19 protein-coding genes are annotated in these 24,308 nt (G+C 55.7%); 10 read left to right on the top strand and 9 right to left on the bottom strand.

Annotated features, from left to right (window positions below; translation table 11 throughout):
• Positions 1-44 precede the first annotated feature (44 nt).
• Positions 45-473, bottom strand: coding sequence for a hypothetical protein (locus M0R88_RS02975; RefSeq protein ID WP_248655478.1), 429 nt, complete (start codon positions 471-473; stop codon positions 45-47).
• 118 nt (positions 474-591) lie between these two features.
• Between M0R88_RS02975 and M0R88_RS02970 the strand changes: the two genes are divergently transcribed.
• From M0R88_RS02970 to M0R88_RS02955, 4 genes are all read left to right on the top strand, one after another.
• Positions 592-873, top strand: coding sequence for a hypothetical protein (locus M0R88_RS02970; protein ID WP_248655477.1), 282 nt, complete (start codon positions 592-594; stop codon positions 871-873).
• A 241-nt stretch (positions 874-1,114) separates the two neighbouring features.
• Positions 1,115-2,344, top strand: coding sequence for an AAA family ATPase (locus tag M0R88_RS02965; RefSeq protein ID WP_248655476.1), 1,230 nt, complete (start codon positions 1,115-1,117; stop codon positions 2,342-2,344).
• On the top strand, positions 2,344-4,101 hold the full coding sequence (locus tag M0R88_RS02960; RefSeq protein WP_248655475.1) for a 5-methylcytosine restriction system specificity protein McrC: 1,758 nt from the start codon (positions 2,344-2,346) through the stop codon (positions 4,099-4,101). The genes M0R88_RS02965 and M0R88_RS02960 overlap by 1 nt, the downstream gene beginning before the upstream one ends.
• Positions 4,102-4,108: 7 nt before the next feature.
• Complete coding sequence (locus M0R88_RS02955) at positions 4,109-4,747, top strand: hypothetical protein (protein ID WP_248655474.1); 639 nt, start codon at positions 4,109-4,111, stop codon at positions 4,745-4,747.
• A 52-nt stretch (positions 4,748-4,799) separates the two neighbouring features.
• On the opposite strand, the gene M0R88_RS02950 is transcribed toward M0R88_RS02955, so the two are convergent.
• The 4 genes from M0R88_RS02950 to M0R88_RS02935 form a co-directional block, all read right to left on the bottom strand.
• Complete coding sequence (locus tag M0R88_RS02950; RefSeq protein ID WP_248655473.1) at positions 4,800-5,183, bottom strand: DUF8076 family protein; 384 nt, start codon at positions 5,181-5,183, stop codon at positions 4,800-4,802.
• Positions 5,184-5,250: 67 nt separating this feature from the next.
• Positions 5,251-5,787, bottom strand: a complete 537-nt coding sequence (locus M0R88_RS02945; RefSeq protein ID WP_248655472.1) for a hypothetical protein — start codon at positions 5,785-5,787, stop codon at positions 5,251-5,253.
• A gap of 391 nt (positions 5,788-6,178) precedes the next feature.
• Positions 6,179-8,854, bottom strand: a complete 2,676-nt coding sequence (locus M0R88_RS02940) for a DUF1156 domain-containing protein (RefSeq protein ID WP_256468576.1) — start codon at positions 8,852-8,854, stop codon at positions 6,179-6,181.
• Between the two features lie 121 nt (positions 8,855-8,975).
• A complete protein-coding gene (locus M0R88_RS02935; RefSeq protein WP_248655470.1) occupies positions 8,976-9,257 on the bottom strand; it encodes a hypothetical protein in 282 nt (93 codons plus the stop codon).
• 452 nt (positions 9,258-9,709) lie between these two features.
• Here M0R88_RS02935 and M0R88_RS02930 point away from each other — a divergent pair, with 452 nt between their 5' ends.
• Both M0R88_RS02930 and M0R88_RS02925 read left to right on the top strand, forming a co-directional pair.
• Positions 9,710-11,548 (top strand): DUF262 domain-containing protein, encoded by a 1,839-nt coding sequence (locus M0R88_RS02930; RefSeq protein WP_248655469.1) that lies wholly within the window; start codon positions 9,710-9,712, stop codon positions 11,546-11,548.
• A gap of 83 nt (positions 11,549-11,631) precedes the next feature.
• The gene (locus M0R88_RS02925) at positions 11,632-11,844 is read left to right on the top strand and encodes a hypothetical protein (RefSeq protein ID WP_248655468.1); all 213 of its coding nucleotides are present in this window, start codon (positions 11,632-11,634) and stop codon (positions 11,842-11,844) included.
• Between the two features lie 11 nt (positions 11,845-11,855).
• On the opposite strand, the gene M0R88_RS02920 is transcribed toward M0R88_RS02925, so the two are convergent.
• Positions 11,856-15,062, bottom strand: a complete 3,207-nt coding sequence (locus M0R88_RS02920) for a DUF499 family protein (RefSeq protein ID WP_248655467.1) — start codon at positions 15,060-15,062, stop codon at positions 11,856-11,858.
• 142 nt (positions 15,063-15,204) lie between these two features.
• Here M0R88_RS02920 and M0R88_RS02915 point away from each other — a divergent pair, with 142 nt between their 5' ends.
• Both M0R88_RS02915 and M0R88_RS02910 read left to right on the top strand, forming a co-directional pair.
• Positions 15,205-16,959, top strand: coding sequence for a DEAD/DEAH box helicase (locus M0R88_RS02915; protein WP_248655466.1), 1,755 nt, complete (start codon positions 15,205-15,207; stop codon positions 16,957-16,959).
• The gene (locus M0R88_RS02910) at positions 16,952-18,118 is read left to right on the top strand and encodes a hypothetical protein (RefSeq protein ID WP_248655465.1); all 1,167 of its coding nucleotides are present in this window, start codon (positions 16,952-16,954) and stop codon (positions 18,116-18,118) included. Before M0R88_RS02915 ends, M0R88_RS02910 begins: the two co-directional genes overlap by 8 nt.
• 273 nt (positions 18,119-18,391) lie before the next feature.
• On the opposite strand, the gene M0R88_RS02905 is transcribed toward M0R88_RS02910, so the two are convergent.
• Entirely contained in the window at positions 18,392-19,027 is a 636-nt protein-coding gene (locus M0R88_RS02905) for a hypothetical protein (RefSeq protein WP_248655464.1), read from the bottom strand.
• A gap of 362 nt (positions 19,028-19,389) precedes the next feature.
• Here M0R88_RS02905 and M0R88_RS02900 point away from each other — a divergent pair, with 362 nt between their 5' ends.
• Positions 19,390-19,959 (top strand): hypothetical protein, encoded by a 570-nt coding sequence (locus tag M0R88_RS02900; RefSeq protein WP_248655463.1) that lies wholly within the window; start codon positions 19,390-19,392, stop codon positions 19,957-19,959.
• A 214-nt stretch (positions 19,960-20,173) separates the two neighbouring features.
• Positions 20,174-22,213, top strand: a complete 2,040-nt coding sequence (locus M0R88_RS02895; protein WP_248655462.1) for a minichromosome maintenance protein MCM — start codon at positions 20,174-20,176, stop codon at positions 22,211-22,213.
• Between the two features lie 344 nt (positions 22,214-22,557).
• Here M0R88_RS02895 and M0R88_RS02890 read toward each other — a convergent pair whose 3' ends face one another.
• On the bottom strand, positions 22,558-23,673 hold the full coding sequence (locus M0R88_RS02890) for a tyrosine-type recombinase/integrase (RefSeq protein ID WP_248655461.1): 1,116 nt from the start codon (positions 23,671-23,673) through the stop codon (positions 22,558-22,560).
• Positions 23,670-24,263 carry a hypothetical protein gene (locus tag M0R88_RS02885; protein WP_248655460.1) on the bottom strand — a complete coding sequence of 198 codons (594 nt, stop codon included), beginning with the start codon at positions 24,261-24,263 and terminating at the stop codon, positions 23,670-23,672. The genes M0R88_RS02890 and M0R88_RS02885 overlap by 4 nt, the downstream gene beginning before the upstream one ends.
• Between the last annotated feature and the right edge of the window lie 45 nt (positions 24,264-24,308).

The following is a 24,308-nucleotide window of genomic DNA, read 5'->3' as shown; positions in this document are numbered from 1 at the left end:
ATTTCACCTAGCTCTACGGGGAACACGTCGATAAGTGGATCTGCTTATGTTCCACCGACCGCGGTCCAGGTCGCACTCGCTTCGACAGCATTTTCGAACGTGAGTCGAGCAACCTCTGGAGGAGAATCGCCGTCACCGCCTGCGGGGAGAAACTGGAATTCTGTTGGACCACCTTCACTCCCGAGTTGGGCGGTCAAAGTAACGACATCGCCGGGGTCAGCGGTGACGAATTCACGGCGGGTGAGCGTCTCTCCGGCGCTAACGGATGCATCGATGGACGTATCGTATTTTGCTTGAGTGACGGTCACTGATACGTTCACGGCCGTCTCTCCCATGTTCTCGACGAGAACCGTACCTCCCGGATACTCCGGGGTCCCGTTCTCATTCCCGAATGGGAGCAGTCCTGCACACCCTGCGACAGACGTGCTCCCGAGAACAGCAGTAATCGCACCGATATACTGTCTCCTATCCATAAAGCCACATATTCGATTCGGTGAGGAAGTGTCTTCTGCTACATCGGCCCTCTGTACTGGCCACTGTCCGCGGAACGGCATCGCCACAGTTTTCAGACTCACGTTGGAAATCCAATCGATGCCCTCCAACAAAGCGACAGCAGCGGCCCCGATAGCAACTGGCGTCCTTCTTGCCGGGACGGCTGCACGAGAAGTCGCACAGCATGGACTCGAACTTTGGACGACGCTGGCGCTCGCTGGTGGCCTCTCCGCGGTCGCTGTCGGCCTCGGCGTTCTGACCGGTCTCAGCGGGTTCGACTCCGACGACGACCTCGATGGACACCACGACCGGACAACAGTCGCGCTCGCGGGCCTCGCGCTGACGAGTCTCGCCGTCGGTGCAGGGATTGCGCTGGCGTAGACGACGCCAACCGACGCGCGCTCGCGCTACGTCCGATACCCGCTCGACGTATGCTGTCGTTCGGGACATGCAACGGCGCGCGCCACCGCAGTGTTCAGTAGACAGCCTATAATTATCGTTTCCCGAGGTCACCAGAGCAAGGTATACAAACTGTTCTATGGCACCCTCACCAGCAGACCAATAGGACTCTGCTTAGCTCTTGAACGGGATTTTATATACTCAGCCCTACCTGTATCTGGTAATGAGTGACTCGTCGGACGACTATACGCTTGAGGATGCGGAAGACGAAGTCGGAATTCTTCGTCGTGTAACTGACGACGTCGTCGAAGCAATCCAGAACGCGGAGAACGAGAAGGTACTAGAGTTCCTGATTGAGGAGGAAAAACTCGACGTGATCCACGACGGAGAGCGTGGTCTGGGACAGGTTCGACGTGCCGTGCTTGAGTCTCCATTGGCGTCAGATCGGCTCAAGCGTGTCGTGAGTCTCCGAGGTGACGAAACACCTGGAGAGATCCTCGTTCCAAACGACGTTGAGCGGAACGCGAAGGTCGCGCTGGAAGCGGGCAAGCCAGTCGTCCTGTATGGGCCGACCGGGACAGGGAAGACGACGTTTGCGAAGCAACTCGCTCGTGAAACCGGGATCGGATACACCCTCAACACTGCCACTCCCTCGTGGACGCCGTCGGACATCATCGGCGGCATCAGTCCAGATTACACCGGCGACTCACTAAGCTACCGGACGAAACTCGGCTGCGTGTCCGAAGCCGTTCAGCGTGCTCGCCGGTTCGACGTCGAATACGGCGTCATCCTCGATGAAATCACTCGGGCAGACATCTCGAAGATCTTCGGTCCGCTGTACACCGCCATCGAGAACCCCCATCAGACGATCTTCGAGACCGACGAGGGCGAGACCATCGAATTGGACGAGCGGGTGAACATCATCTGTACGATGAACATGTCCGACCGGACGGTGAACGAACTCGATAACGCCATCACCCGCCGGTTCGCCATGATCGAGTTGGACGAGTACGAGGAGGACAAGCGCCGTCAGCTGTTCAAAGACTGGATCACCACGCACGTCACCGACCACACAGATCTCGGAGAAAGCGAGATTCTCCGGCTTTTCGAGCGGGACTACCAGGGTATCAATCACGGCCATGAATCGACGTCGCAGGGGTCGATCATGCGGTTCGGTCCGATGCACTACCGCGACGTCGCCGTCTTCCTCGGCGTCGGCTGCCGGGAGGGAGGTGAGTACGAGTACGACCAGACCGACGCAGTCGGACAGGCGTTCCGGACCTACATCGTGCCCCGGCTCCTGAACGCCGCCGCATTCCCACAGATTGAGCGAATCGCTGAGCATTACCGCGCGATGAACGGCGAGTTTGAGGAGTTCGATCTCGCCCCTGCTGCCGAGCTCGCCGAACGGGAACTCGAACAGGAACGACGCCAGATGGGCTCCTACGAGTAATGAGCACCGTTGACGAAGTCTACGAGTACGGACAGGACACCTTCAACGTCCCCGAACGCGGGGAGATCCGCATAGAAGGCTGTCCGTCGTCCATCGGGGACCAGCTTCGTCGCGCGTCCTTCACACAGGAGAGTCCCGGCGTCTTCACGAAGAGCCAGGCGGCACTCGATGGCGAGCAAGAGTACGAAGTTGTCACGGTCACCGTAGACGGCGACGAAAACGAGGTACTCCACGTTGAGGCGACGGACATCATCGGCGTCGTGAGTCTCACGCCGTCGTCGAAGGTGCAGGTCGATCCGAAGATCGACTGGGAACACATCTTCGACATGCTGCTGGCGGTCTACGACCAGAACCGTTCCATCGAGTATCACGGGATCCCGCTGCAGGACTTCCTCTCCGACGACATCCATCTTGATGACGTGTTCGTGGTGCTTGCGATCAACTACCTGGATGGCTTGGAGACGATTCACCGGCAGGGGTACATCCGTGATCTCGTTATCCGTCGGCTCGACAGTCTCGATGGGCGTGGAGAGATCGACGTCGAACAAACGCTGTTGAACCACGGGCGCGGGACGCTGGAGCCACACTGGATCCGCAATGAGACAGAGTACGACAACGCCGCGAACTCCCTCCTCCATTACGCAGGGAAGACACTCCTTCGACTCTTCCGACAGAACTCCCACGAGAACGACCACCCTGCATATGATCGGATCTTCTCCGAAGTACACCGCGAGGTGGAACGCCTGGAGAGTATGGGTGTCAGCAGCGGGTTGGACCGGATGGACGCGTATCGACGCCTCTCGCTCAGCGACCTTCCGAAGCAGCGACGTTACTACCAGAAGGCGTTCGACGTCGCCAAGGCGGTGATGTCGTCGTCGCTCGGTCAGCAACTCCGTGATGGCCCACGAGAGCTGGTCGTGGACTACGTCCTGAATATGGAGTCGCTGTTCGAGCAGTACTCGCAGGTCGTCATCGAGCGCGAACTCTCGTCCATCAAGTCCTACGACCATCTCGGCGACCTCGACGACGTGACACCCGTCCGGTCACCATCGGTGAACCCATTCGAGGGTGAAGGGCAGATCTACCACGAACCGGACCACGCGCTGCAGGAAGGTGGCGAGACACTGGCTGTACTGGACTCGAAATATTACGCAGAGGGTCACGATCCAGTGAAGGAATCGCCGTCCAGATCACGGCTCTTCAGTTACGCGTATCTCCTTCACTCCGATCGGCTCGCATTCCTGTGTCCGCTTCTCAAACCGAAGCGTCGGCGAGTTACCCAGACAGATGCTGAACTGCAGATCGTTTCGCCCGAGCAGGAGTTTACGTTGAGCGGGTACGGCGACGTCGTCCACGACTATCTGCACGACGTACTCGTTCGCAAGTCTGCTGAACTCGAAGCCTTCCGGGCTGTCGCGGAAAACCGACTGTGCCTTGACGGTGTCGAAGAGACGGATCTGAGCGACGCGAAGTCGATGAGCGGTCCGTTCACGTTCAAGGATTCTCGGGATTTCTCCTTGCGTGTTCTCAAGGCTGCCGCCGACGAACACTCTTGGGAGGTCCGAAACCGGTACGATCTGGAGCAGGACGGTGACTGGACGCGGGAACAGATTGAGACGCGCTGTGAACAGCGTTACGAACACACGACGACGTGCCTGCCGGTGTTCTGTCGTGAACAGGGGCAGGAGTGGATCGACCTCTACTTCTTAGGCGGAGGGGGAGACGTTGAGAAGGAAGGTCCATTGAAGCTTTTATAGAGAAGGGATGTACCAAACACCGTACCAGTGGACGACCAACGAAGGAACGACACACGTCTTCTACGACAATAATCTGCCTCCGAGCGAAGGATTCGGCTGGGATAGTCTCTGTGATACAGAGAGAATCCCTATTGAAGGAGAGCACTTCGAACTCCAAGAGGATGTGACAGAGGAGTCGATAACGTGCGAACGTTGCCGTGACCAGCTCGGCAAATCGTATGTTGGTCTTGGTGACGATGATATCGCAGGTATGCGAAGTTGCTTGGTTAGAATTCGCCGGGATGGTGATGGGGAACTAATTGGGGCTCGCCGTCTCTGTCAGGGGAGACCTCTCCACTATGAAATCTCGTTTGAGCCTACGTCATTTACTGGTGACCTTCAGACAGAGATGGACGAGGTTTGCGAAGACTGCTGGCAGAACTACATTGATCGCCAGTGGAGCGGCGATGTCGAAGGAGGAGAGCTTCAAGTCGAATGCTGGGTAGATGGTGAGAAAGAATCGTACTATGCAGCATCCGTTGAAGCAGTTAATACGGGCCCGAAAGCGAAGCTTCGACTGACCAGTGAGAACGGTCTCAAACAGGAACTTGCCAGAGAGGACATCGACTCAATCACACTAACGCCAGCACAAATCGTGGACTACTGATTCCGTCAGTTTCTTCAGAGAGGCTATTGGTTCTGTGGTTCAGGGTTTCTGGTTAGAAGGGTGCTACGAGCCACTTGCCATCTTCTTTCCGTTCAAGTTGGGGGCCGAAAACCTGCTGGAGAGAGTGAAGTCCGTCCTCGTACCGGAGATCGTACGTTTTTCCACTTCGATGGAACGAACCCTCGACGACGAACTGTACCGTCGGACTTTGGTACTCTAAATCGTTTGCGCGTCGGTCCATCTCATGAGCCAACTCATTAGCCAGGTCCTCCTCCGACAAGGCTTCTGAGAGACCAACAACACTCACACTATCCGGAACGTCGTCTTCTTTGAGTCGCTGTACAAACTCCTCTACAGGAATCTGATGCTCGAAGGTCTCATATGCACCTTCGATAACGAGATTGTAGCGTCCGGGTATTTGTCCGGGTCCTGCCATTACGCCTACAACGTCTCCGAAGGGACAAAAATGGATACGGTAGCGTGAGCTCACTCGTGGTCAGCGATTACTCCGAGGTAGTGAACTGTAACAAGGTGGACTGCTGTTCGTTCGTTCCTTGGTGGGTGGAGGCATCCAGACAGTCGATTGTCGTCGAAGGAGTGATCGTGGGATCGAGATCCTGTAAAAGATGTTGGCCTTCCGGCGAATCAATCGTTTCGAGGCACTCGGTGCAGACCAATACGAGATAGTAGTCATGAACGTCGATCTGTCGGTCGGCAGAATCGCCACACCAGTGACACTCAGGAGTCGCCGCCCGGAATCGATCCAAGAGATCGTCTGAGTCCATCACCTGGGTAAGGAGGGTGGACAGATTCGAGTGGTCCGACATATCAAGCTGAAGTATCGAAACGGGCTTCTCAATCACGGGCCGCAGGTTTTGCAACCACGTCGCTACACTGTTCCTGGTCGGATCTGAACGTTGCTTGTCCATCTCTCTGGCCACATTCCGAAGGAGGGTATCTCGTTCATTCTGAGAGATCGGGAACGTGCAGTACGGTTGGATGGACTCCACAAATATGACGCGATGATCAGTGTCACTCATCACAACCACCACTCCTTACGCGCGAGAAAACGACTGATCGAGCTCTTCGATTCAGAAGGCGGGCAGAGTCAATTCTTGACCACATTCGCGGACGGCCCGCCGTTGCGAGGTGTTGTTTTGCTACCATTCTGGGAATGGGTCAAATAACCAGGTGCGTAAAAACCTCTGCCCAGAGAACACCGTGGTATCGACCCAATAGCGTCTATATGGCCAATATTCGGATTCAGAGTCCGGGAAGCAGACTCACAGTACGACCATATCGCCGACTCGCCGTAGACAGTCCGTAGGAAGATGGTTACGGCAAGCAACAGACGCACTCCCAGCGAGATTCTCGAAATGGATTATTGAGAATCGCCACCGGGAGTGGCATTCGTGTTTGGCTTCGGGGTTCCTATTCGCCGTAACTCGTGATGTCTCGATCCCCGAGCACGCGCGTGTACGTGCCGTCACCGGTCACGTCGGCGAGCCGACCGGCGAGTTCGCGCAGGTCGTCATCGACGTCCCACTTTTCGACGTAGTTCTGGACCGCCTGCCCCTTCTCGTAGCGATACCGCAGGAACTGGAGCTTATCGAGGTTCGAGAGGTGTTCGCCGCCGTCGCCGTTGACGCGCTCCTGGATGTAGGCCTGGCGCTTCTCGTTGTCCCAGGTGCCGAGTTCGAAGCCGTCGTCCTGGTTGTATAGGTGCGTCTCTTTCAGGTCCTCCGGCGTAGCGTTCGTCCCACGGCAGAGCTTGTTGACGTCGTCGAAGGAGGGGTTCGATGTGTCGAGCAGGTCGATGAACACGTCTTCGACGCCGATGTCGCTGGCCTCCTGGATGATGCCGTAGATCTCCTGAACGACCTCCTTCGCGCTCATGATCTCGCCATCACGCTGTACCTTCCCGTGATGCTTGGAGTACTCGCGGAAACACGCGCCCATCTCCATCACGCCGATATCGCCGCGGGAGAGGTCACGGTTCTCTTCGAGTTTCTGGCGGGTACGGCGGGCCGTACGGTAGATATCGCGGCGGAGGGAGTTCCACGATGCAGGTTCGGTATCGTCGATGGGGCGGGCGACGACGACGATGTCAAAAGTCACTGCTTCACCTTCGATGAATTTGTTGATATCCGCAGTAATCGGGTATGTCGCAGTAACTTCGAAACCAACGTTACACAACGATTCAAGGAGTTCACCCCACGACTCGGAGTCGCTGTGGTGATAGGTGAACGTGAGCGTGCCGTTGTCCTTGAGCGCTCGCCTGATTACTGAAAATGCCTGTCCAAGTTCGGATTCGAAGTCTTCCGCTGTCTTGTCCAAGTAGGGATTTGTGACGATAGACTCTGCACGGGGTGTTTTATCTTTATCAAAGCCCGAATATTCATCTTCAAGCAGAATTTTCTGCCAAACGTAAAAGTAATCAGATACTTCTGAGTAGATAATATTGTCGTAGTACGGGGGATCAGTAATTACCGCATCAAATTCGTCCTCGTATTCTAACTCTCGCATATCTCCCTGAAGCACGGTGGCATCATCTCCAATCGGCTGTGCGAATTTTTCCGATTCCACCATCTCACCACCATCCATATATCGTTCAGTAGGTGAATTAGCATATTCCACACCGCGGCGGATACTCTCATACGTAGACGCGAACGAGCCTAAACCATACTCAGTTCCCCAAACGTTCCCTTCGGTGGGCTTGGTCGGGGAATTGAATGAATTGGTCTTGAAGATATCATGAATATGGTTTCTTGTATGGTGGTACCCTACTAGGAAGTTTGTGTACCTGAGCGATCCACTAAATGCCAGAAGAAGTAGCTCTCTCAGCTTATCATCTTCAATTTCATCAATAGATTTGAGTAATTTAGAGAGGGAAAGGAGCTGGCGAGTTGAGAAGAGGTCGGACCAATCTTCATATCCGTGCCGGAAAATATCATTTCCACTTACTGATGAGGCAGCTGTAATAGCGCCCTCTGGTATTTTTTCTTGGGGGACAAACTCATGCAGCTCTGGACTGTCCTCCCACTCTTCCCTAGCACTCTCAACAAGGTCGAAGTCCGATTCCTCAGCCCGCTTATATCCCTTATATTGGCTCTTTGCTTCTCCGGCGGCATCACAGTCGCTACAGTAATACTCAATTGCATAAAGGCGAAGATCGTACCCGCCTTGCTCATCTATCGCATCTGTAATACTATACTTCTGACCACAATCTGGGCAATTGTATTTACTCCGGCCCACATTCCCATCCTTTGGGGTGAATCCGTGCCCACAGTCGTTACACATACTCTCAGACTGCCAATCGTCTACAAGGGTAACTGCACCACAGTCTGGACAAAGAACATTATATTTTTCATCGTTCTCGTATCGCCCTTTTGCTACACGATAATCACCGAACAATGGAACCGTATGTCCACAGGAAACGCAGTCTAGCTCTTTCACCCAGAAGTTGTACATCACGTCTGCGTCGTGGTCGCCGTTCGGACAGGGTGTCTTGTAGTACTGCGTAATCTCGTCGGCGACGTCCTCCTTCACCTGCTCGAAGGCCGCTTCGAGTTCCTCAACGTCGGTCTGACCGGCTTCGAGCTCCTTCTTCGTCGTGAACCACGCGACGGGATTCAGGTCGTTGCCGACGACCTCCGCACCAAAGCGAGAGGCCTCCACGAGCGACGTACCACCGCCCATGAACGGGTCGAGGATCTTTTTATCCTCAACGCGGACGTCTTTGGGGTACAGCTCCCAGAGGCTCTCCGGGTCGGTCATGTCCACGCGTTCGAGGAGTGACGCGACGTCGAGGTCGGACTCGCCGTCGGCGTCGTCGCCGTAGTCTGCGAGCGTGCCTCCCTCGTGGCCCGGTTCAAATACCGAGACTCCCTCCGGATCATCCAGTAGGGTGTAGAGAGAGATGGCACGGAAGACAGAGCCCAGACGTCGTGCCCACCATTTGTGCATCGCGTAGACCGGACGGTAGTACATCTGCGCTCGCCCCTCCTTCTCGGCAATCTCGTTCACGCGCTCGATAGGGAACCCGCGTTCGATGGGGAGTTCCGTCCGCTCCTGCCGATTCTGTGAAGACCCAGATTGTTCAGACATTATTCAGTATGTAGAAGCGATACGCCACGAGCCACATAAGTGTGCGTTCTTCGCAGTAACATCTCGGGGAAGCGAGCTTCGTTAGGTGTTTCGAAAGGAGACGGAACGTCGAAGAAGTTGCCTACTCGTCGTCAGAGACGAGCGTTTCGAGGTCAGTCACGTTCTGGATGGCGTCGGATGCCAAGTCATCGTGACCCGTCTCGATGGCGAAGCCGGCTGCCTCAGTCATTGCCTGGACAACCTGCTCTACGAACATTGAGTCACTCATGACGTACTCTCCAGCCACCTGTAGTGCTCGCCGACTCTCTGTCAGCGGTACTCCGACCACTTCTTCGATCTTAGCGATGATCTCTAGCGATTCGTCGATCTTCTTCGCTCGGTTGATCGTTTTTTCGGTCTGCATAGTGGGTTGGACCCGAACAACTACAGCCGCCAGTCATTTTTAAAGGTAAGCCAGAGGGAGCGGAGGTAATTGATTTGGTACTCGCTCCCTGAATCGCTACGATTCGGGAATCTCCGGAAATACGTTGTTTTGAGCGGTTAGAACGACTATGCGTGCCAAAAGAGGCGGACGAGAATACTCACAGAGTTCCGAAATGGCCCCGATCTCTAACAGCGGTGCGAAGTGGTTTGACGCCAGAAACGGATGGGCTCTCAATGAATTGTTTGTGAATACACGACGGAGCGGAGGTTCGGCCCAAAGACGTACCAACACAGGGGATACCCCGGATTCGTTGGGAAATCTATAGACTCGCTCGCGTGATGGTGACATCTTCCCGCCCTCACCCCCGGATTCGGGTGATGAGTTAGTCTTGGAACCATTTATACAACTCTCCACGGAACATTCGGTCATCGATGAAAGCAGACACCCTCGATCTAAAGGATATCTTTCGGAAGGACACTCGGTACGTCGTTCCACGGTTTCAGCGGCCGTACGTGTGGAAGGAGGAAGAACACTGGAAGCCGCTCTGGGAGGATCTCCAACTTGTCGTGGATGAACTGATGGATCGACAAGCAGGGGCGAGTAACCAAATCGAACGACAGGAAGCGCAACAGGACACCTCCCCGCACTTCCTGGGAGCAATCGTCCTCGATCAGCAATCGACGCCGACGCAAAAGCTTGAGACGCGCGAGATCATCGACGGCCAGCAGCGCTTGATCACACTCCAAGTTCTGCTGTCTGCTGTGCATTCCGTGGCGACTGATCTCGCTCACGAGGAGTCGGCGTCGTTGGTGGAGAAGCTGATGTACAACGACACGGATCTGACCACCACCGATACGGACCGGCTGAAGGTCTGGCCGATCGAAGCCGATCAGGACGCGTTCATCGACGTGCTAACCTTCTCGGACCCGGAATCGGAGCACTCCGAACTCGATGGCGACGACAATTTGGAGGAGTGCTTCCGGTACTTCAGAGACGAAATTCGGGAGTGGGCAGAATCTGGAGACGAACCCACCGAAGAACATCTCGATGCGCTCGTCACGACGATGTGGCACCTGCTCCGTGTCGTCGTTATCGACCTCGAATCCAACGACGACGCACAGGTGATCTTCGAGACCCTGAACGCCCGCGGAACACCGCTACTCGCCGCCGACCTGATCAAGAACTACCTCTTCCGAGAGGCGACGATCCAGCAGGACGACCCTGGCGACCTCCACGACAAGTACTGGAAGCAGTTCGACGAAGACGAATGGCGCGTCGATGTCTCGCAGGGACGGCTCGATCGTCCGAAAATAGACGTATTCATCATGCACTGGCTCACGATAGAGATGAGCCAGCAGGTCCGCGCGAAGAAGCTCTTCCCGGCGTTCCGGAAGTACCTCGATAGGACCGACAACTCGGTCGAAGAGATCGTGAAGGACATCGACTACTACGCGTCCATCTACGAGACCATCTCTGAACCCGACCGTGGGTCTCGGGAGGGTATCTTCTTCCACCGACTGGATATCCTCGATACGACGACGCCGTACCCGGTTCTCCTCTGGATCTTCGGCCACGAGGACATCCCGAAGGAACAGCGGGTGAAAGCCGTCGAAGCAATCGAGAGCTGGCTGATGCGTCGGATGCTCTCCCGACTGACGTCAAAGAACTACAACAAGGTCTTCATCGAGCTGCTGGACGAACTCAAGGAGCGAGACAGCGAGTACGTCGGCGACGTCGTCGTCGAATTCTTCCGGGGCAAAGAGGGTGAGAGCGACTACTGGCCCGGTAACGACAAGCTGACGGACTCGATGGTGAACAAGGAGTACTGGGCCGTCATCAACCAGCGACGCCTCAAAATGGTGTTTGCGGCCATCGAACGCGAGTTGCGTAACACCGGGTACAGCGAGACGGTAGAGTTCACTCAGGATCTGGAGATTGAGCATATTCTCCCGCAGAAGTGGTCCACCCACTGGTCGCTCCCAGGAGACCGACCCGCTGAAGTCGAACGGATGGAACGTGACGATGCAAAGGACCGAATCGGGAATCTGACTATCCTCACTGATAAGCTAAACCCCTCTATTTCGAATGCAGCGTGGGACGATAAACGAGAGGCGGTTCAGGAGCACACTGTCCTGCGGCTGAACAAGCACCTGGTTACGAATTGGCCTGACGAATGGAACGAAGACACGATTGCTGAGCGTGGCGAGTGGCTCGCAAAGCAAGCGAGTGAGGTCTGGCCCGAACCGGGTTCAGAGTACTGGGACAGATAGAAGCACACTAACACTGTTCCCCATCGACTGTTGAGTTAGGCGGCAATCGAACAGGCTATCCAGCGTGCTGAGGATGGTTCGATATGGCCGATTTGCTGGAAGTACGAGAAGACGGAGACTCCGTGATTTCTGGAACAGTAAGCGGAGATGAGCTTGAAGCGGAACTAACACCGCTGAACCCACGCAGTTTGTTCGATAGACGACTGAAGACCGTTCTGAGGGATATGCTGGATGACGCGGACAGTGACGAAATTATCGTCGAAGCCTTAGTCAGAAACGCGGACGCCGACCAGTAGAAGAAGCGGAACTACTTCTGGAAGGTGATCTCGATCTTCAGGCTTGACGCCTCCTCGGGCATCCGCTCGAACAGGTCCTGAACCTTCGTGTAGTCCTGGCCGGATCGCAGCGTCAGGCTGACTTGCGTCCGCTCAACGTCGGCGGTCCCCTGAAGAGCGCCGGGAACACCCTCCCGGTCTGGTAACATGAATGTGACGTCGCCGTAATCGACACTTCCTGTCTGGTGGTTGTTCCGCCACTTGCTCCGCATCGCGGCAACGTCGTCGCCGTTGTACTCGAAGCGCCACGTGGGAATCTCCGTGTCTGCCTTCCGGAACGGGTACCCAGGGACCCAGTCGGAGGCTTTCTCCGAGCCGGTCGTGTTGACGACGTACTCGGGTTCTTCGTCCTTTCCAATGTTCTCCAGCAGGTACGTCCGCACCATGTACTCGGTAACACTGCTGTCGAACCGATCCGTGACCTTGTTCACCGTGAACTGGTCACCCGGGTCCAGGTCCTCGATGTACTCCAGGATCTGGTCGCCGATCCGTTCGGGAACGGTCGGGACGATCTTTACCGTCGTCGGGTCACGGTCTCCCAGCGATCCGAGGTACCGACCGCCGGCTTCCAGGACGTAGTCGTCTACGAGGAATTCGTTGACCGCCTCGCGGGCGACGGACTCGGTCTCGTCCGGCGGGAGGAACACCGACTCCTCGGCACGGATTTCGCCGATGATCGTGTCGAGGTTCGCATAGCCGTCGTCGTCGATATGCGTCTCGATGCGGTCTACGAGGGACGACGCACCGACGACCTCCGCGCCGCCGACGTCTCGGACCGTCGCGTCGGACTGTGGTTTATCGAGGATCTCGTTCCCTTTGACAATGACGTACTGCTCCTCACGAGCGAGCCGACCGATGGCCCGCATCACGACGTCGTGACTGTCGCCGTCGATCCAGATCTCGCCGTCTTCGACGAGCTCCAGTTCAAAGTCACCGATATCGAGCGCGGTCGTTCCGCTCCCGAACCGTTGACGCAGTTCCTGTTCGACGTCATCGACGCCCCATACGTCCACATCGTCTTGCTGGACGAGGACGGTGTCCAGCGAACTGCCGGAGAGATCGTCGCGGAACCCACCAGTGTCACGGGCGAGCACCGGTTTGTCCGAGAGCGCTTTCACCGTCGCATTCAGCACGTCGTTCGCACTGCCGGGGATCGGTAGCTCCGGGTCGCGGAGGAACTGCTCGTAGATATCCTCGACCGAAATTTCTCCGCGTCGCTCCAGAAGGTCCTCAGCGATAGCCCAGACGTCCGACTGGAGGTCAAACGGATCAGCAGATGCTGAGTCCGCGATGTTCGACGCATTCAGCTCTGCCTCGTCGTGAACGTAGACGTCGAGTTCCATCGGCGTCATCTGTCCCCAGTCGTTGAGCAGGTCGTTCCCGTCAAGCACCTCACCGTACAGGAGCTGGAGTTCTTCGCGGAGTTCGTTCTCCTCCTGCTCCCGCATACCCTTGATCGACGTCCGGATTTCGTCATCGAGAGATTCGTCGGCGAGGACCTGCCGTGCGCCCTCGATGTACCGTGCTTTGTCGATATACCGTGTCCCCGACTCGATGGCTTTGTCGCCCGAGGGTTGGACGAACACGAGCGTGTTACGCCACTCGCGGCCACGACCGTCGTTCGTGATGACCTTCTCGACCTCCTCGTTCGTCCACTGGTCGTCCTTCACGACGACCTTGACCTCGCGGTCGTCTGGGATGTCCCGCATATCGTTCGTCCGGAATCCGACCGGGTGTGCGTTCGACCCGAAGATATCGGTGATGAAGTCCGCGACTTCAGCCTTCGCCGACGTCTCGGAGACGTCCACGGCCGCGTTCCGGATGAGCGCGTTCGGGTTCTGCCGGTCGCGGATCGCGTACTTCCCGTTCAGCTTGTGGAGATGCCACGCGACACCGTGGAGACGTTCGAGATTGAGGACAACGTCGGAGACGAGATCGCCAGTCTGGTAGGCACCCATGACGATCTCCGAAACCTCTGCACCCTCGCCCTCGCTCGGCTTCAGCGAGTACAGGAGGATCGTGTTCAGAATACGTCGGCCGTGGGGAACATCGTCTTCATCGATGCGGCTTTTGATGTCGCCCGTCGCCGCGTTCAGTCGCTCGTAGTTGATCTTCGCCAACTCGTCCTCGAACTCGATAGCATCGATATCACCGTGCGTGATCAGATCCGTCTGATCCTGCATCTCCAGGAGAACCTTCGAGAAGAGGTAGATCATCCCTCGCGTGTTCTGGTTATCCTCGTCAGCGTAGTACCGCGTCTCAAGCGCGTCCAGAAGCACAGGGTGGAACGGATACAGATCGTGCATCTCCGACAGCAGATCATCGGGAATGGAGACGTGATCTGATTGGTCGTAGGCATCGAAGTACCCATTGACGATCTCCCGGGCAGCGTTCTCGTTAACCGAATCGATCAGGCGGTGACGCAGGACCTCGCGTTTGTCCACTTGATTGTTCATGTTGACCTCGACCGCCTGTTCCCGATTCAGGATGTCGTGGACCTCGGAGCCCTCACGCAGGACGGAGACGATGGTGTATAGTTCGAGATCCGAGAGCGCGGTCGATTCGAGGAGCGACTGGAGGAAGGCTTTGTTTGCGCTCTTGCGGTCGCCCTGGAGTGTGTCGAACCAGTCTTCGAGTTCGTCCACGAAGAACGCGACCGTGTCGTCGCCGACGGCCTCCTGAATCGTCTGCATGTCGGGATATCCGCCCGAGCTGTACGTTCCAGGGTCGTAATCAAGCGCTTCGAAGAACGGCTCCCAGAGGTACTCGTACTGCTCGTTCTGCATGGCGACCGTAATCGGCGTCGCTGATTCCGGGAGGGCCGTCTCGAACCCTTCGACCGAGTCGCTTGCCCACGTACCTGCTGCGTCGGGGTCGTCGAAGCAGTGGTACAGCGCCACCATCTGGTGGGACTTCCCACTGCCGTACGGACCGTAGAGGATGTGCGTCCCGCGCGGGTCATCGCCCGTGAGCGAATCGCGGAGAATCGAAAGCGCCTCACGGAGCCCCTGGGTCATCAGGGTTCGCTCGAAGAAGAGTTCCGCGTCTGACTCGAACTCCTCATCGTCATCGACGTTGTAGAGCTTTACCTGACCGTCAATTTGCCCCTCTTCTCGAAGCTCACGACTGAGGGTCACCGTGTCTTCGAGGGTATTCGACAGGGATCCTGACTGTGCCATCTTGATACTTAAACACACCTCTTGGCCACCCAATAAACACTATGGTCTTGCGAATACCTCCTCCCTCGGAGCCAAGCAGACGGACCGTCCAGTGTTTTCCGGTCACCAAACGTATTTGACGCGAACCTGTCTCTACGAAACTATGGGAAGCTACGACCTCGTTGATGTTGAGGTCACACACGAGTCTGCGGACGATATTCCCGATTCGTTGTCTGGAGATGGTGCAGAGGAGGATCATTTACAAACCATCCAAGCCGTTCGTCTCCAGGCGGGCCAGCCGGACTCCGAACTTCGGTCGCTGAAAGAACTAGACGAAAACTCCGTCAAGCTACTCGAACATCAGGTGGACGCCGCCTATCGGGCCCTCTTCGAGATGGACGGGAAAGCCCTTCTCGCGGACGAAGTCGGCCTCGGAAAGACCATCGAGGTCGGGATGATTCTCAAGGAGATGCACTTCCGAGAGACGGACGAGTCCGTCCTCATCCTCACTCCTGCACAACTGGCGAAACAGTGGCAGGCCGAACTCCGTGAGAAGTTCGGGCTCAACTTCGTCTGCAACTACGACGACGAGTTCGAAGACTTCGACGCCCACGACTACATCATCGCAAGTATCGACACTGCGAAGAGCGAGCGACACCGTCAGACTGTCCTCAACCGCGACTGGGACGTTCTGGTCCTCGACGAAGCCCACTACGTCAAAAACGAGGAGACGGACCGTTACGACCTGATTGACCGGCTCTCCTACAACTACGCGTTCTTCCTGACGGCGACGCCGATTCAGAACGAGCTGACCGACCTCTACAACGTCGTCTCGCTACTTCGACCCGGACTGTTCGGCACACGCGACGTCTTCCACCAGTACTTCGTCAACAGCAATCAAGAGACGCTGGTGAATCGAGACGAACTACAGGACCGCCTAAACAAGGTTATGATCCGAAACCGACGGGAGGACACGGATATTGACTTCACGGACCGGACGATCGACACACGGACGTTCAATCCAACCCCGAAGGAACGCGAACTCTATCAGGCGGTTTCTGACTATGTGAAAGGTGCCTACAGCCAAGACCAGGGGCAGAAGCTCGTACTGATGCTCTTGCAGAAGGAGGTCGTCAGCAGCCCGGTCGCACTCAAGAAGACCATCGAGAAGCGACTCTACGACCAGTCGGAGCTCACGCACGCGGACGAACTGGAGTCCATTTTAGATCTGATCGATGAGATCGATACGGTCACCAAACAGGAACGACTTCTGGACATTGTCGAAGAAGCCCGTGACAACGTCGAGATGGGGCGAGTCATCGTCTTCACGCAGTTCCGAGCAACTCAACAGGAGATTCTCGATAGGCTCGCTGCGGAGGGGTACACGGTACACGCGTTCCACGGTGGCCACTCCAGTAGCGAGAAGGAACTGATTATTGAGGACTTCGAGGAGGAGGGTGGGGTCCTCGTTTCAACCGACTCAATGAGCGAAGGTCGAAACTTACAGTTTTGTAATATGTTGGTTAATTTAGACTTGCCGTGGAATCCGATGCGCGTCGAACAACGTATTGGACGTGTACACCGGATTGGACAGAAACGGGATGTCTTCATCTTCAACATGGCGCTAAAGGATACTGTTGAAGAATACGTACTGGAGCGTCTCTACCACAAAATCGATTTGTTCCAACAAAGTGTGGGCGAGCTAAGTTCGATCTTGAGTCGGTTAGAAGAGTCAGGGACAAGCTTCGAGGACCAGATTTTCGACCGACTCGTCAATGCTGATTCAGAGGTTGATCTGGAGAACGACTTCGAAGCGATGGCCGTCGATCTGCAAGAACAGAGCGAGCTCGCTGACAAACTGGAGCAGTTCAACAACGGCGTCTTCGAAGGATTCGACTTGGGGGAAGGCGATGACTGACGAAGCACTCGCGGTCACGCAGTCCCTCGTTGAGGACTTCGCCGAACGCTACTTAGAGTCACTCGGTGGGACCATCGAGAAACGAGGGGATACCTGGGAAGTTACGATCCCAGACAATGAGGATACGGAATTGCCGGCGGGAAGCCTATCGTTGCTTTGTGGCGCAGACAGAGACGAAGATGCTACTGAAGAGTCTCTTCATCCCGAGAGTGAGTTCTTTCAGCGGATCCTCAGAGAGGCAACTGAGCGCCACCCTACTGGGAAACTATCGATAGAAGCCGATCGGGACGACGCGGAAATCCCACAGTGGATCAAAGAAGGTGACGTCGAAGTCAGGGAGGCCCAGTTCACTCCGTATTACGACCGCACAGCGATTGTAGTTCTCTTCGAGGTGAGTATCGAAACCGTCAGTGAGTACCAACAAGAGCTCCTTCGCGCCATCGCCATCGACCACCGCTCGGAACAGAGACTTCCGGCGTTAGAGGAGACGTTTCTTCAAATGACGTCGATACCCACGAACGGTTCTCCCACTACCACGGAGTCCTCATTATCGGGATCAGACGCACGATCGCTTCTCGGCACAGCCCAAGATCAGCTGATGCAGAGCATCCAGAACAAAATTGATGAGGTCCATAATGAGGCATCGAGAGCAGCGGACGCAGAGGTCGAAGAGTACCGGCAACTGCAACAACAACGGATCCAAGAGTTGGAAGAGGAACGTTCCAAGCTGTCCTCGAAGATCGATGAGCTGAGTGAAACGATCAACGGCAGTAATCAGGACGATCGCGTGGAGGCACTGAAGAAACGGAAAGAGGCAAAAGCTGAGTATGAAGAGGTGGATGCGGAACTAAGTGCTCTGCAGGAACTGCGCGATCAGGGATTTCCCCAGAAACAGGAAGAGATTCGGAAGCGGCATGCGCTGGATATTCGAGTGACTCCTCTGACGGTAACACAGGTAGAGTACGAACGGGGAGAGATCGATGTCGAACTGGCTGAGCAAGGAGTTTCCCGAACCGTGACGCTCGGATATGGAAGTGGGATCGGAACTACGGAAACAGTCCAGTGTTCATCGTGTGATAGTGTATTGAGCGTAGAGAACCCCCTGAATACGATCAAAGGCTCAATTCGATGTAGATCCTGCAGTTCTTCTAACAACTAGAAGAGATACAGCAGGAATTGCCGAACGCTCATCCGTAGAGGATTGTTGATATCGACGTAGTAACCTACTGTTCGTCTAGTTTGCCCCTGTTTGAATCGCTCTAATGTATTTTATCGGATTGGGTAGTAAGAGGTGAAAACGCAGGTTAGCGGGCCATCAACAATGTACTACGCAAGAGCGAAAGAGGATATCCTCAGCAGGCGGGCTGTGATGTTTGTTTCGCTTCAAAGCCGATGAACCATCTGCTCACTACGCACGCTCGTTCTGCCCGATTCACTTATCAAAGGATGGTTCGGATTTGTCTTTCGACGTAATTATGTTCCACGTACGATTCGCATCCTTCACAGTTGTCTGAGCGGGCTGATCAAGAAGTCGCCGACCACGGGCGGTGAGATCATAGATTTCTCCCTCAGATGTGACTGCTTGATCCAGAAGATCGAAAAAATATAGTTCGTATAAGATTCCCTGTGTCGCGTAGAGATTTATCCCAATTCGATCTGCCGCTTCTTGTGGGGATATCCCGCTGTTGTTATCCAGTTTCTGAAGTAAGTCATGCGCCTGTTCGGTCACGACCACGATATCGCTCGGAGTAACTTCCTTGTCGGCTTCTGCTGATAATTCACAAGACAGTTCGGCAGCCGACTTGACAAGCTCCCCGAACAGTTCGGACTGCCGGCGTTCGTATTTTTCCTGTTTCGAAAGGACAAATTCTCCTTTCTTCGTCGTGACGTGCATCCCGGAGTTCTCGGCTGGACCTGGTTGTTTGAGAAGTCCCATCTCGCTGAGCTTCGAGAGTTCTTTCGAGATGTAGTTGGGTGACTTGTCCAAAGCAGCGGCGATGTTTTTGCGCGTTTCGCGGTTGTCGCTGCAGAGGTTGAGGATCCCCCAGTCAGTATCTGAAAGCTCCATTTAACAGCTTACAATACTCCACCTGTATTAGTTATTGTGGTCTCTACCAGAGCAGGATACCAACTATAGGGAGAGATAGGTTTCCTGTAAAACTTTATAAGTAGTGAAAACATAGCGGGAAGTAGCCACGATTCCACGGACCCAGAACCGGAACGACGTCGGGATGGAGTGATTGTCCCGCGCCTTTGGGTCCCTTGTGCTTCACAACGAGGAAAATACAGTATGCGACTGGACTCAACGAATGCGCTGAGACTAGATAGAATTGGTGAATCATCCACCACCGGGTGGTTGTCGATGAGCGGAAGCAGTGAGAGCGTCCCTGACGCTGCCGATCAAATGTCCAACTGCCGGAGGAATTTGGTGTGAGCAGTCAGCAGCAGAACGGAGAGTCTCTGGACGGAGACGACACTCCAAAACTCCGAGCCATCGCGGCGCGGCTTGAGGCTCACTCAAAACGGATCGAGTCTTTCGAAACTGAACTTGACGATGTCCGCGAGGAACGCGACGCGCTCCATGACGAGGTCGAAGACCTCTGGCAGGAGAACGAGAACCTCCGAACGGAGATTGAGCGCTTGGACGCGCGCACTGACCTGCTGTCTCTTGTCGAAAGCAGCGACGAGATGACCGCGAAGCAACGCCGTATTACACTCATCCAACACCTGAAGAAGGCGGCTGAGACAGAGCGTGAGCGCGGTCGGGATGCGAAGGCTTCGCTGAACAAGGAACAGGCTGAGGCGGCGCTGAAGTACCCCGATATCGACCGCACGACGTTCTATGACGACCTTCGGAAGGCACCACGTCTCGTCGGGAAAACGGACATCCTCTGGTACGAGAGCAACTCCGGCGGGGAGAGTCGGCTAAAGTTGAACCTGGAGAATGGCGACCTCCCCGGCGGCGTCGTCGGTCACCGTCGGAGGAACGGAGGCGAGTAACTGTGGGAGCCCCACAACACCTCGGAGGTGGGAAGCCCCCGCCGACGGGGTTGGTCTCAGACGATTCCCTCTGAGGCCGTAGTGGTTGTACGGTAGAGGCAGTTGTAAATAAAGGTCGGTTAGCTGATGGTATGCTCGCTGACCGCTCGCTCCGCTCGCTCCGGTCCGGGAACCACACGCCGGCAAGGGTGTTGTGGAGCTCCAACAAATCGATATGAGAGCAGAACACCAAGATATCACCGAACGTTTGATAGGATTCCTCCGGGACTACTACCGGGAGGAAGTCGCACAGCTCGCTCAGCACTACCCGCAAGAGCAACGCTCACTCCACGTACGCTACGATGACGTCTTCCGATTCGACCCCGATCTCGCGGACGACATCCAAGAGCATCCGCGAGAGATGCTGGAGTACTTCGAAGAGGCGCTTCGACTGTACGACCTGCCCGTGGACGTCAGTCTATCCGACGCTCACGTCCGCATCCACGACCTACCAGACGACATCGTCCTCGACGTCGCGGAAGTTCCACGTAAGGAGAACATCGGGAAGCTGCTAGGGATTCGCGGCCAGGTCCAGAAGGTCAGCGCGGTGAAGCCACGCATCGTCGAAGCCACCTTCGAATGCCAGCGCTGCGGAACCCAGACGGATATCCTGCAGACCGGTGACCAACTTGATGAACCGCACGAGTGTCAGGGATGCGAACGACAGGGTCCATTCCGTCCCGACTCGTCGGCCAGCACGTGGACCGACCACCAGTTCGCTCGGATTCAGCAGCCGCCCGAGCGCACGAAAGGTGGTGAGGGCGAGACCATCGACGTCCATCTTGAAGACGACCTCATTCAGTCGTTCGACGCCGGTGATCGCGTCACCCTCACCGGTATTCTCGACACCGAGGAACCTGGGAGTAACCAGTCGCTTGACTTCGACACCACCGTAGACGGGCAGGCAGTCGTCCGAGAGGAGAGTTCCTACGACGACATCGACATCTCCGAACACCGAGACGAGATAGAGGCCATTGCCGCCGGCGAGCATGGTGACCCGTACGACCTGCTAGTTCAATCGATCAACCCGGGACACGAAGGACACGAGGTTGTGAAACTCGCCATCGCGCTCCAACTGTTCGGCGGGTGGTCCCGCGGCGGGCAGACGCGCGGGGACTCCCACCTTCTCCTGATGGGTGACCCTGGCTGCGGAAAATCGACCTTCCTGAAGGCAGCCAATGACCTCGCGCCGCGCTCAACGTACGCCTCAGGAAAGGGAGCCACGGCTGCAGGGTTAACCGCGGCGGCGGTAGCCGACGACTTCGGCGACGCCGAATGGGGCCTCGAAGCAGGTGCTCTCGTCCTCGCTGACGGCGGCGTCGCGTGTATCGACGAGATCGATAAGGTCAACGACAACGTCATTTCATCTCTCCACGACGCCCTAGAGAGTCAGAAAGTCCGGGTAAACAAAGCAGGAATCAACGCGACACTGAACGCGCGCACCGCAATGCTAGCGGCGGGAAACCCAAAATACGGACGGTTCGATAACTACGAGCCGATTGCCGAACAACTTGACCTCGGACCGACACTGATGTCGCGGTTCGATCTGATGTTCATGGTCTCCGACTCGCCCGACAAGGAGACTGACCGAGGAGTCGTCAACCACCAGATGCGGTCCCGGCGGGCGAAGGCAAAAAAGGAGCTCGGCAAGGAGCTCACCGAGGAAGAGCGGAAAAGCATCGAGCCGGATATCCCCCACCAGACGCTGCGTGCGTACATCGCCTATGCGAAGGACGAGGTGACGCCGTACATCCGGGCAGAGAATGAGGAGACCCAAGAGTACCTCCGTGAGGAATTCCTGAAGATCCGTCTCGCCAACGCCGACGAAGAAGACAACCCAGTGCCGGTGACCTACCGACAAGAAGAAGCCATCGAACGCCTCGCTGAGGCGTCTGCACGGGTGCGTCTCTCCGACGAAGTTCGGCGAGAGGACGTGGACCGTGCCCTCACGCTGGTTCGGAAGTCGATGGAGCAGGTCGGCATCGACCCCGAGAGCGGGCAGTTCGATGTGGACGTAGTTGAGACGGGGCAGTCGAAGAGCCAGCGGGACCGGCGAAAACAGGTGCTTGCCATCATTGAGGACCAAGACGGGACGACCGCCGAAGAGGTCGCGGAGATCATCGACATGGATGAGGAGAAGATTAGGCATGACATCGACTCGCTGAAACAGAACGGCAAGATCTACGAGACAAGAGGCAAACTGCGGAAATCGTAGTGGGGACCAGGTAACTCACCAACGGCTGGCGTGAGAATACCTGTAATTGGGTGACTTTCACGAAGTAGTGTAGTGCTGCCAGCTTTCTAGTGGTGTTCACGCTCGGTGATGCGTTCTCCATAGGATCCAGCAGATGTTGGAGAGGAACTTGGCTGGAAGAGGAAGCATCGGACAAACGGGACGGGATGTCAGCAGGATACGAACAGGTGCCCGGTTGAGCCGCCTTGCTTTGGCTGAAGCGAGGCTGGTCAAGAACGACAGTGAACTGGAGGCCGGTGATAATTTCGATGAGGGGGTGTGTTTTTGATACTGTTGGATGGAAACCCGACGGGGTATCGATAACGTTACCCCTGCACCCCTTCCTGGTAATCTTCTGCGAGTGAATCGTTATCGTCTTCGACATAGTCAATTGTCTGTGAGAGTTGGGCGTGGCCTGCTAAGATTCTAGCTTGGTTGATATCGATAGTGTTGATGTCGTTAACCCAATGGCTAATCGCTGATCGGCGAAGGCGATGTGACGTAACGAACCACTCTTTGACATCATCTTCCGAATCTGGATCCGCGGGTCGCAGCGGCCGTTGGAGCCCAGCGTTCCGGGCAGTTTGTTTAATGACGTCGTTGATATCCGCTGGCTGCATCACGTCACTATGCGTCGTACAGAGGATGTGTCCCTCCTCCGGTGTGACCTGTCCTGAAAAGGAATGTCGAACTCGCTCACACCACCGCCTGAGTGTCAACTTGAACTCTTTCGGAAACACAACGTTCCGGCGGGCGAGTCCGGGATTTTCCCGAGGATCTATTTTAGCGGACTCGATGTTTATCATACACCGCTCCCAGTCAATTTTCCCAATCCGCATATTCGACAGCTCAATGCTTCGAGCACCGGTATACCATGAAAGACGGACAATCACCTCGTTCCGAAGTTGAGTTTCACGTCGTTTTCCGGGCACAGCGTCAAACAACTCTTTAACCGCGTCCGGACGGAGGGCGATGACGTCTTCGTTCTCTCGGGCGTTTTCAAGGTCGTCTGTAATTACATGCTGTCGTTTGTACTCCGATGTCCTGCTGATTTCATAATCTTTCTTGAGGCTGATTCCATCGCAGGGGTGCTCTCCGGTGTTATCAAGTTCGAGGGTGTCATCTACAGCGTCTTTTATGATTATTGAGTAAAACGATTGGACTGACGTGAAGTAGGAGTGAACCGTCGTATCTGCGTGATCATTGATGGTTTGGATATATCCGCGGACATCGGACTCTTCGGCGGCGAGCGGATCAATCCCGTTAACGCTACAGAACTGCAGCCAGTACCCGACTTCCCTTCGCCGAGTAGTTCGTGTTCTTTTGCTTGTTTCAGTTTTCTGTGACGTGAGTGAGTCGAGATACCGTCCACGCAACTCTTCCATCTCCTCGCTGAGCTTCTCGCTTTCTGGTGTTACGTACCTGCCTTTGTCGTCCCTCATACCCCTCTCACCCAGTTCCGAGTCCCGTCAGCAATCGTACTCCGGACGTTCTCTGTCGTCCGGTTCTCTAGGTAAATGAGGGCCTGTCGAACGATGAGTTCGCTTTCGTCACCGTCCATTTTGAACGCGATTGCTTGCGCACTCCCGTCTACTCGTGTTTGCCGACCCTCAATCGAGATCTTAACACCTCGTAGTCGATCCATATCTCTCTCACCGATCTCTCGTCTCACGTCATCAGAGAGATCACTATACCGCGGGATGTGCGCGAGTGCTTGCATCGCCACCTCGCTTAACTGATCTTCCGGTGGCATTGACCCCGGTGTGAGCGCATCGTCAAGCTCACTCTGGAGCGCTTCAACTTGCCCAGAGAGTGAATCGAGATCGGTAGTCACCTCGCTAAAATCGATATCGTCGCCACCATCCAAATAGTCAGCAGCGTCCACGTGGACGTACTCGTTATTGAGTTCCCGATCCACTGCGCGACGGACGACTCCTGCAAGAGTTTCGTCGTTATCGATCGAGGTTTTCCACTCCTCTTTTTTCTTGGGAGTGACGCGGACGTTTAGCGGTACTTGGTTTCGGTCTGGCATTTCTCGCCAGTATCGCTAACGAGGATTGACGTAAAGACTTGGAAA

The organism is Halorussus gelatinilyticus, from assembly GCF_023238445.1.
GTDB lineage: Archaea > Halobacteriota > Halobacteria > Halobacteriales > Haladaptataceae > Halorussus > Halorussus gelatinilyticus.
Note: the sequence above shows the minus strand (reverse complement) of the source record. Positions and strands in the feature narration are given on the sequence as shown.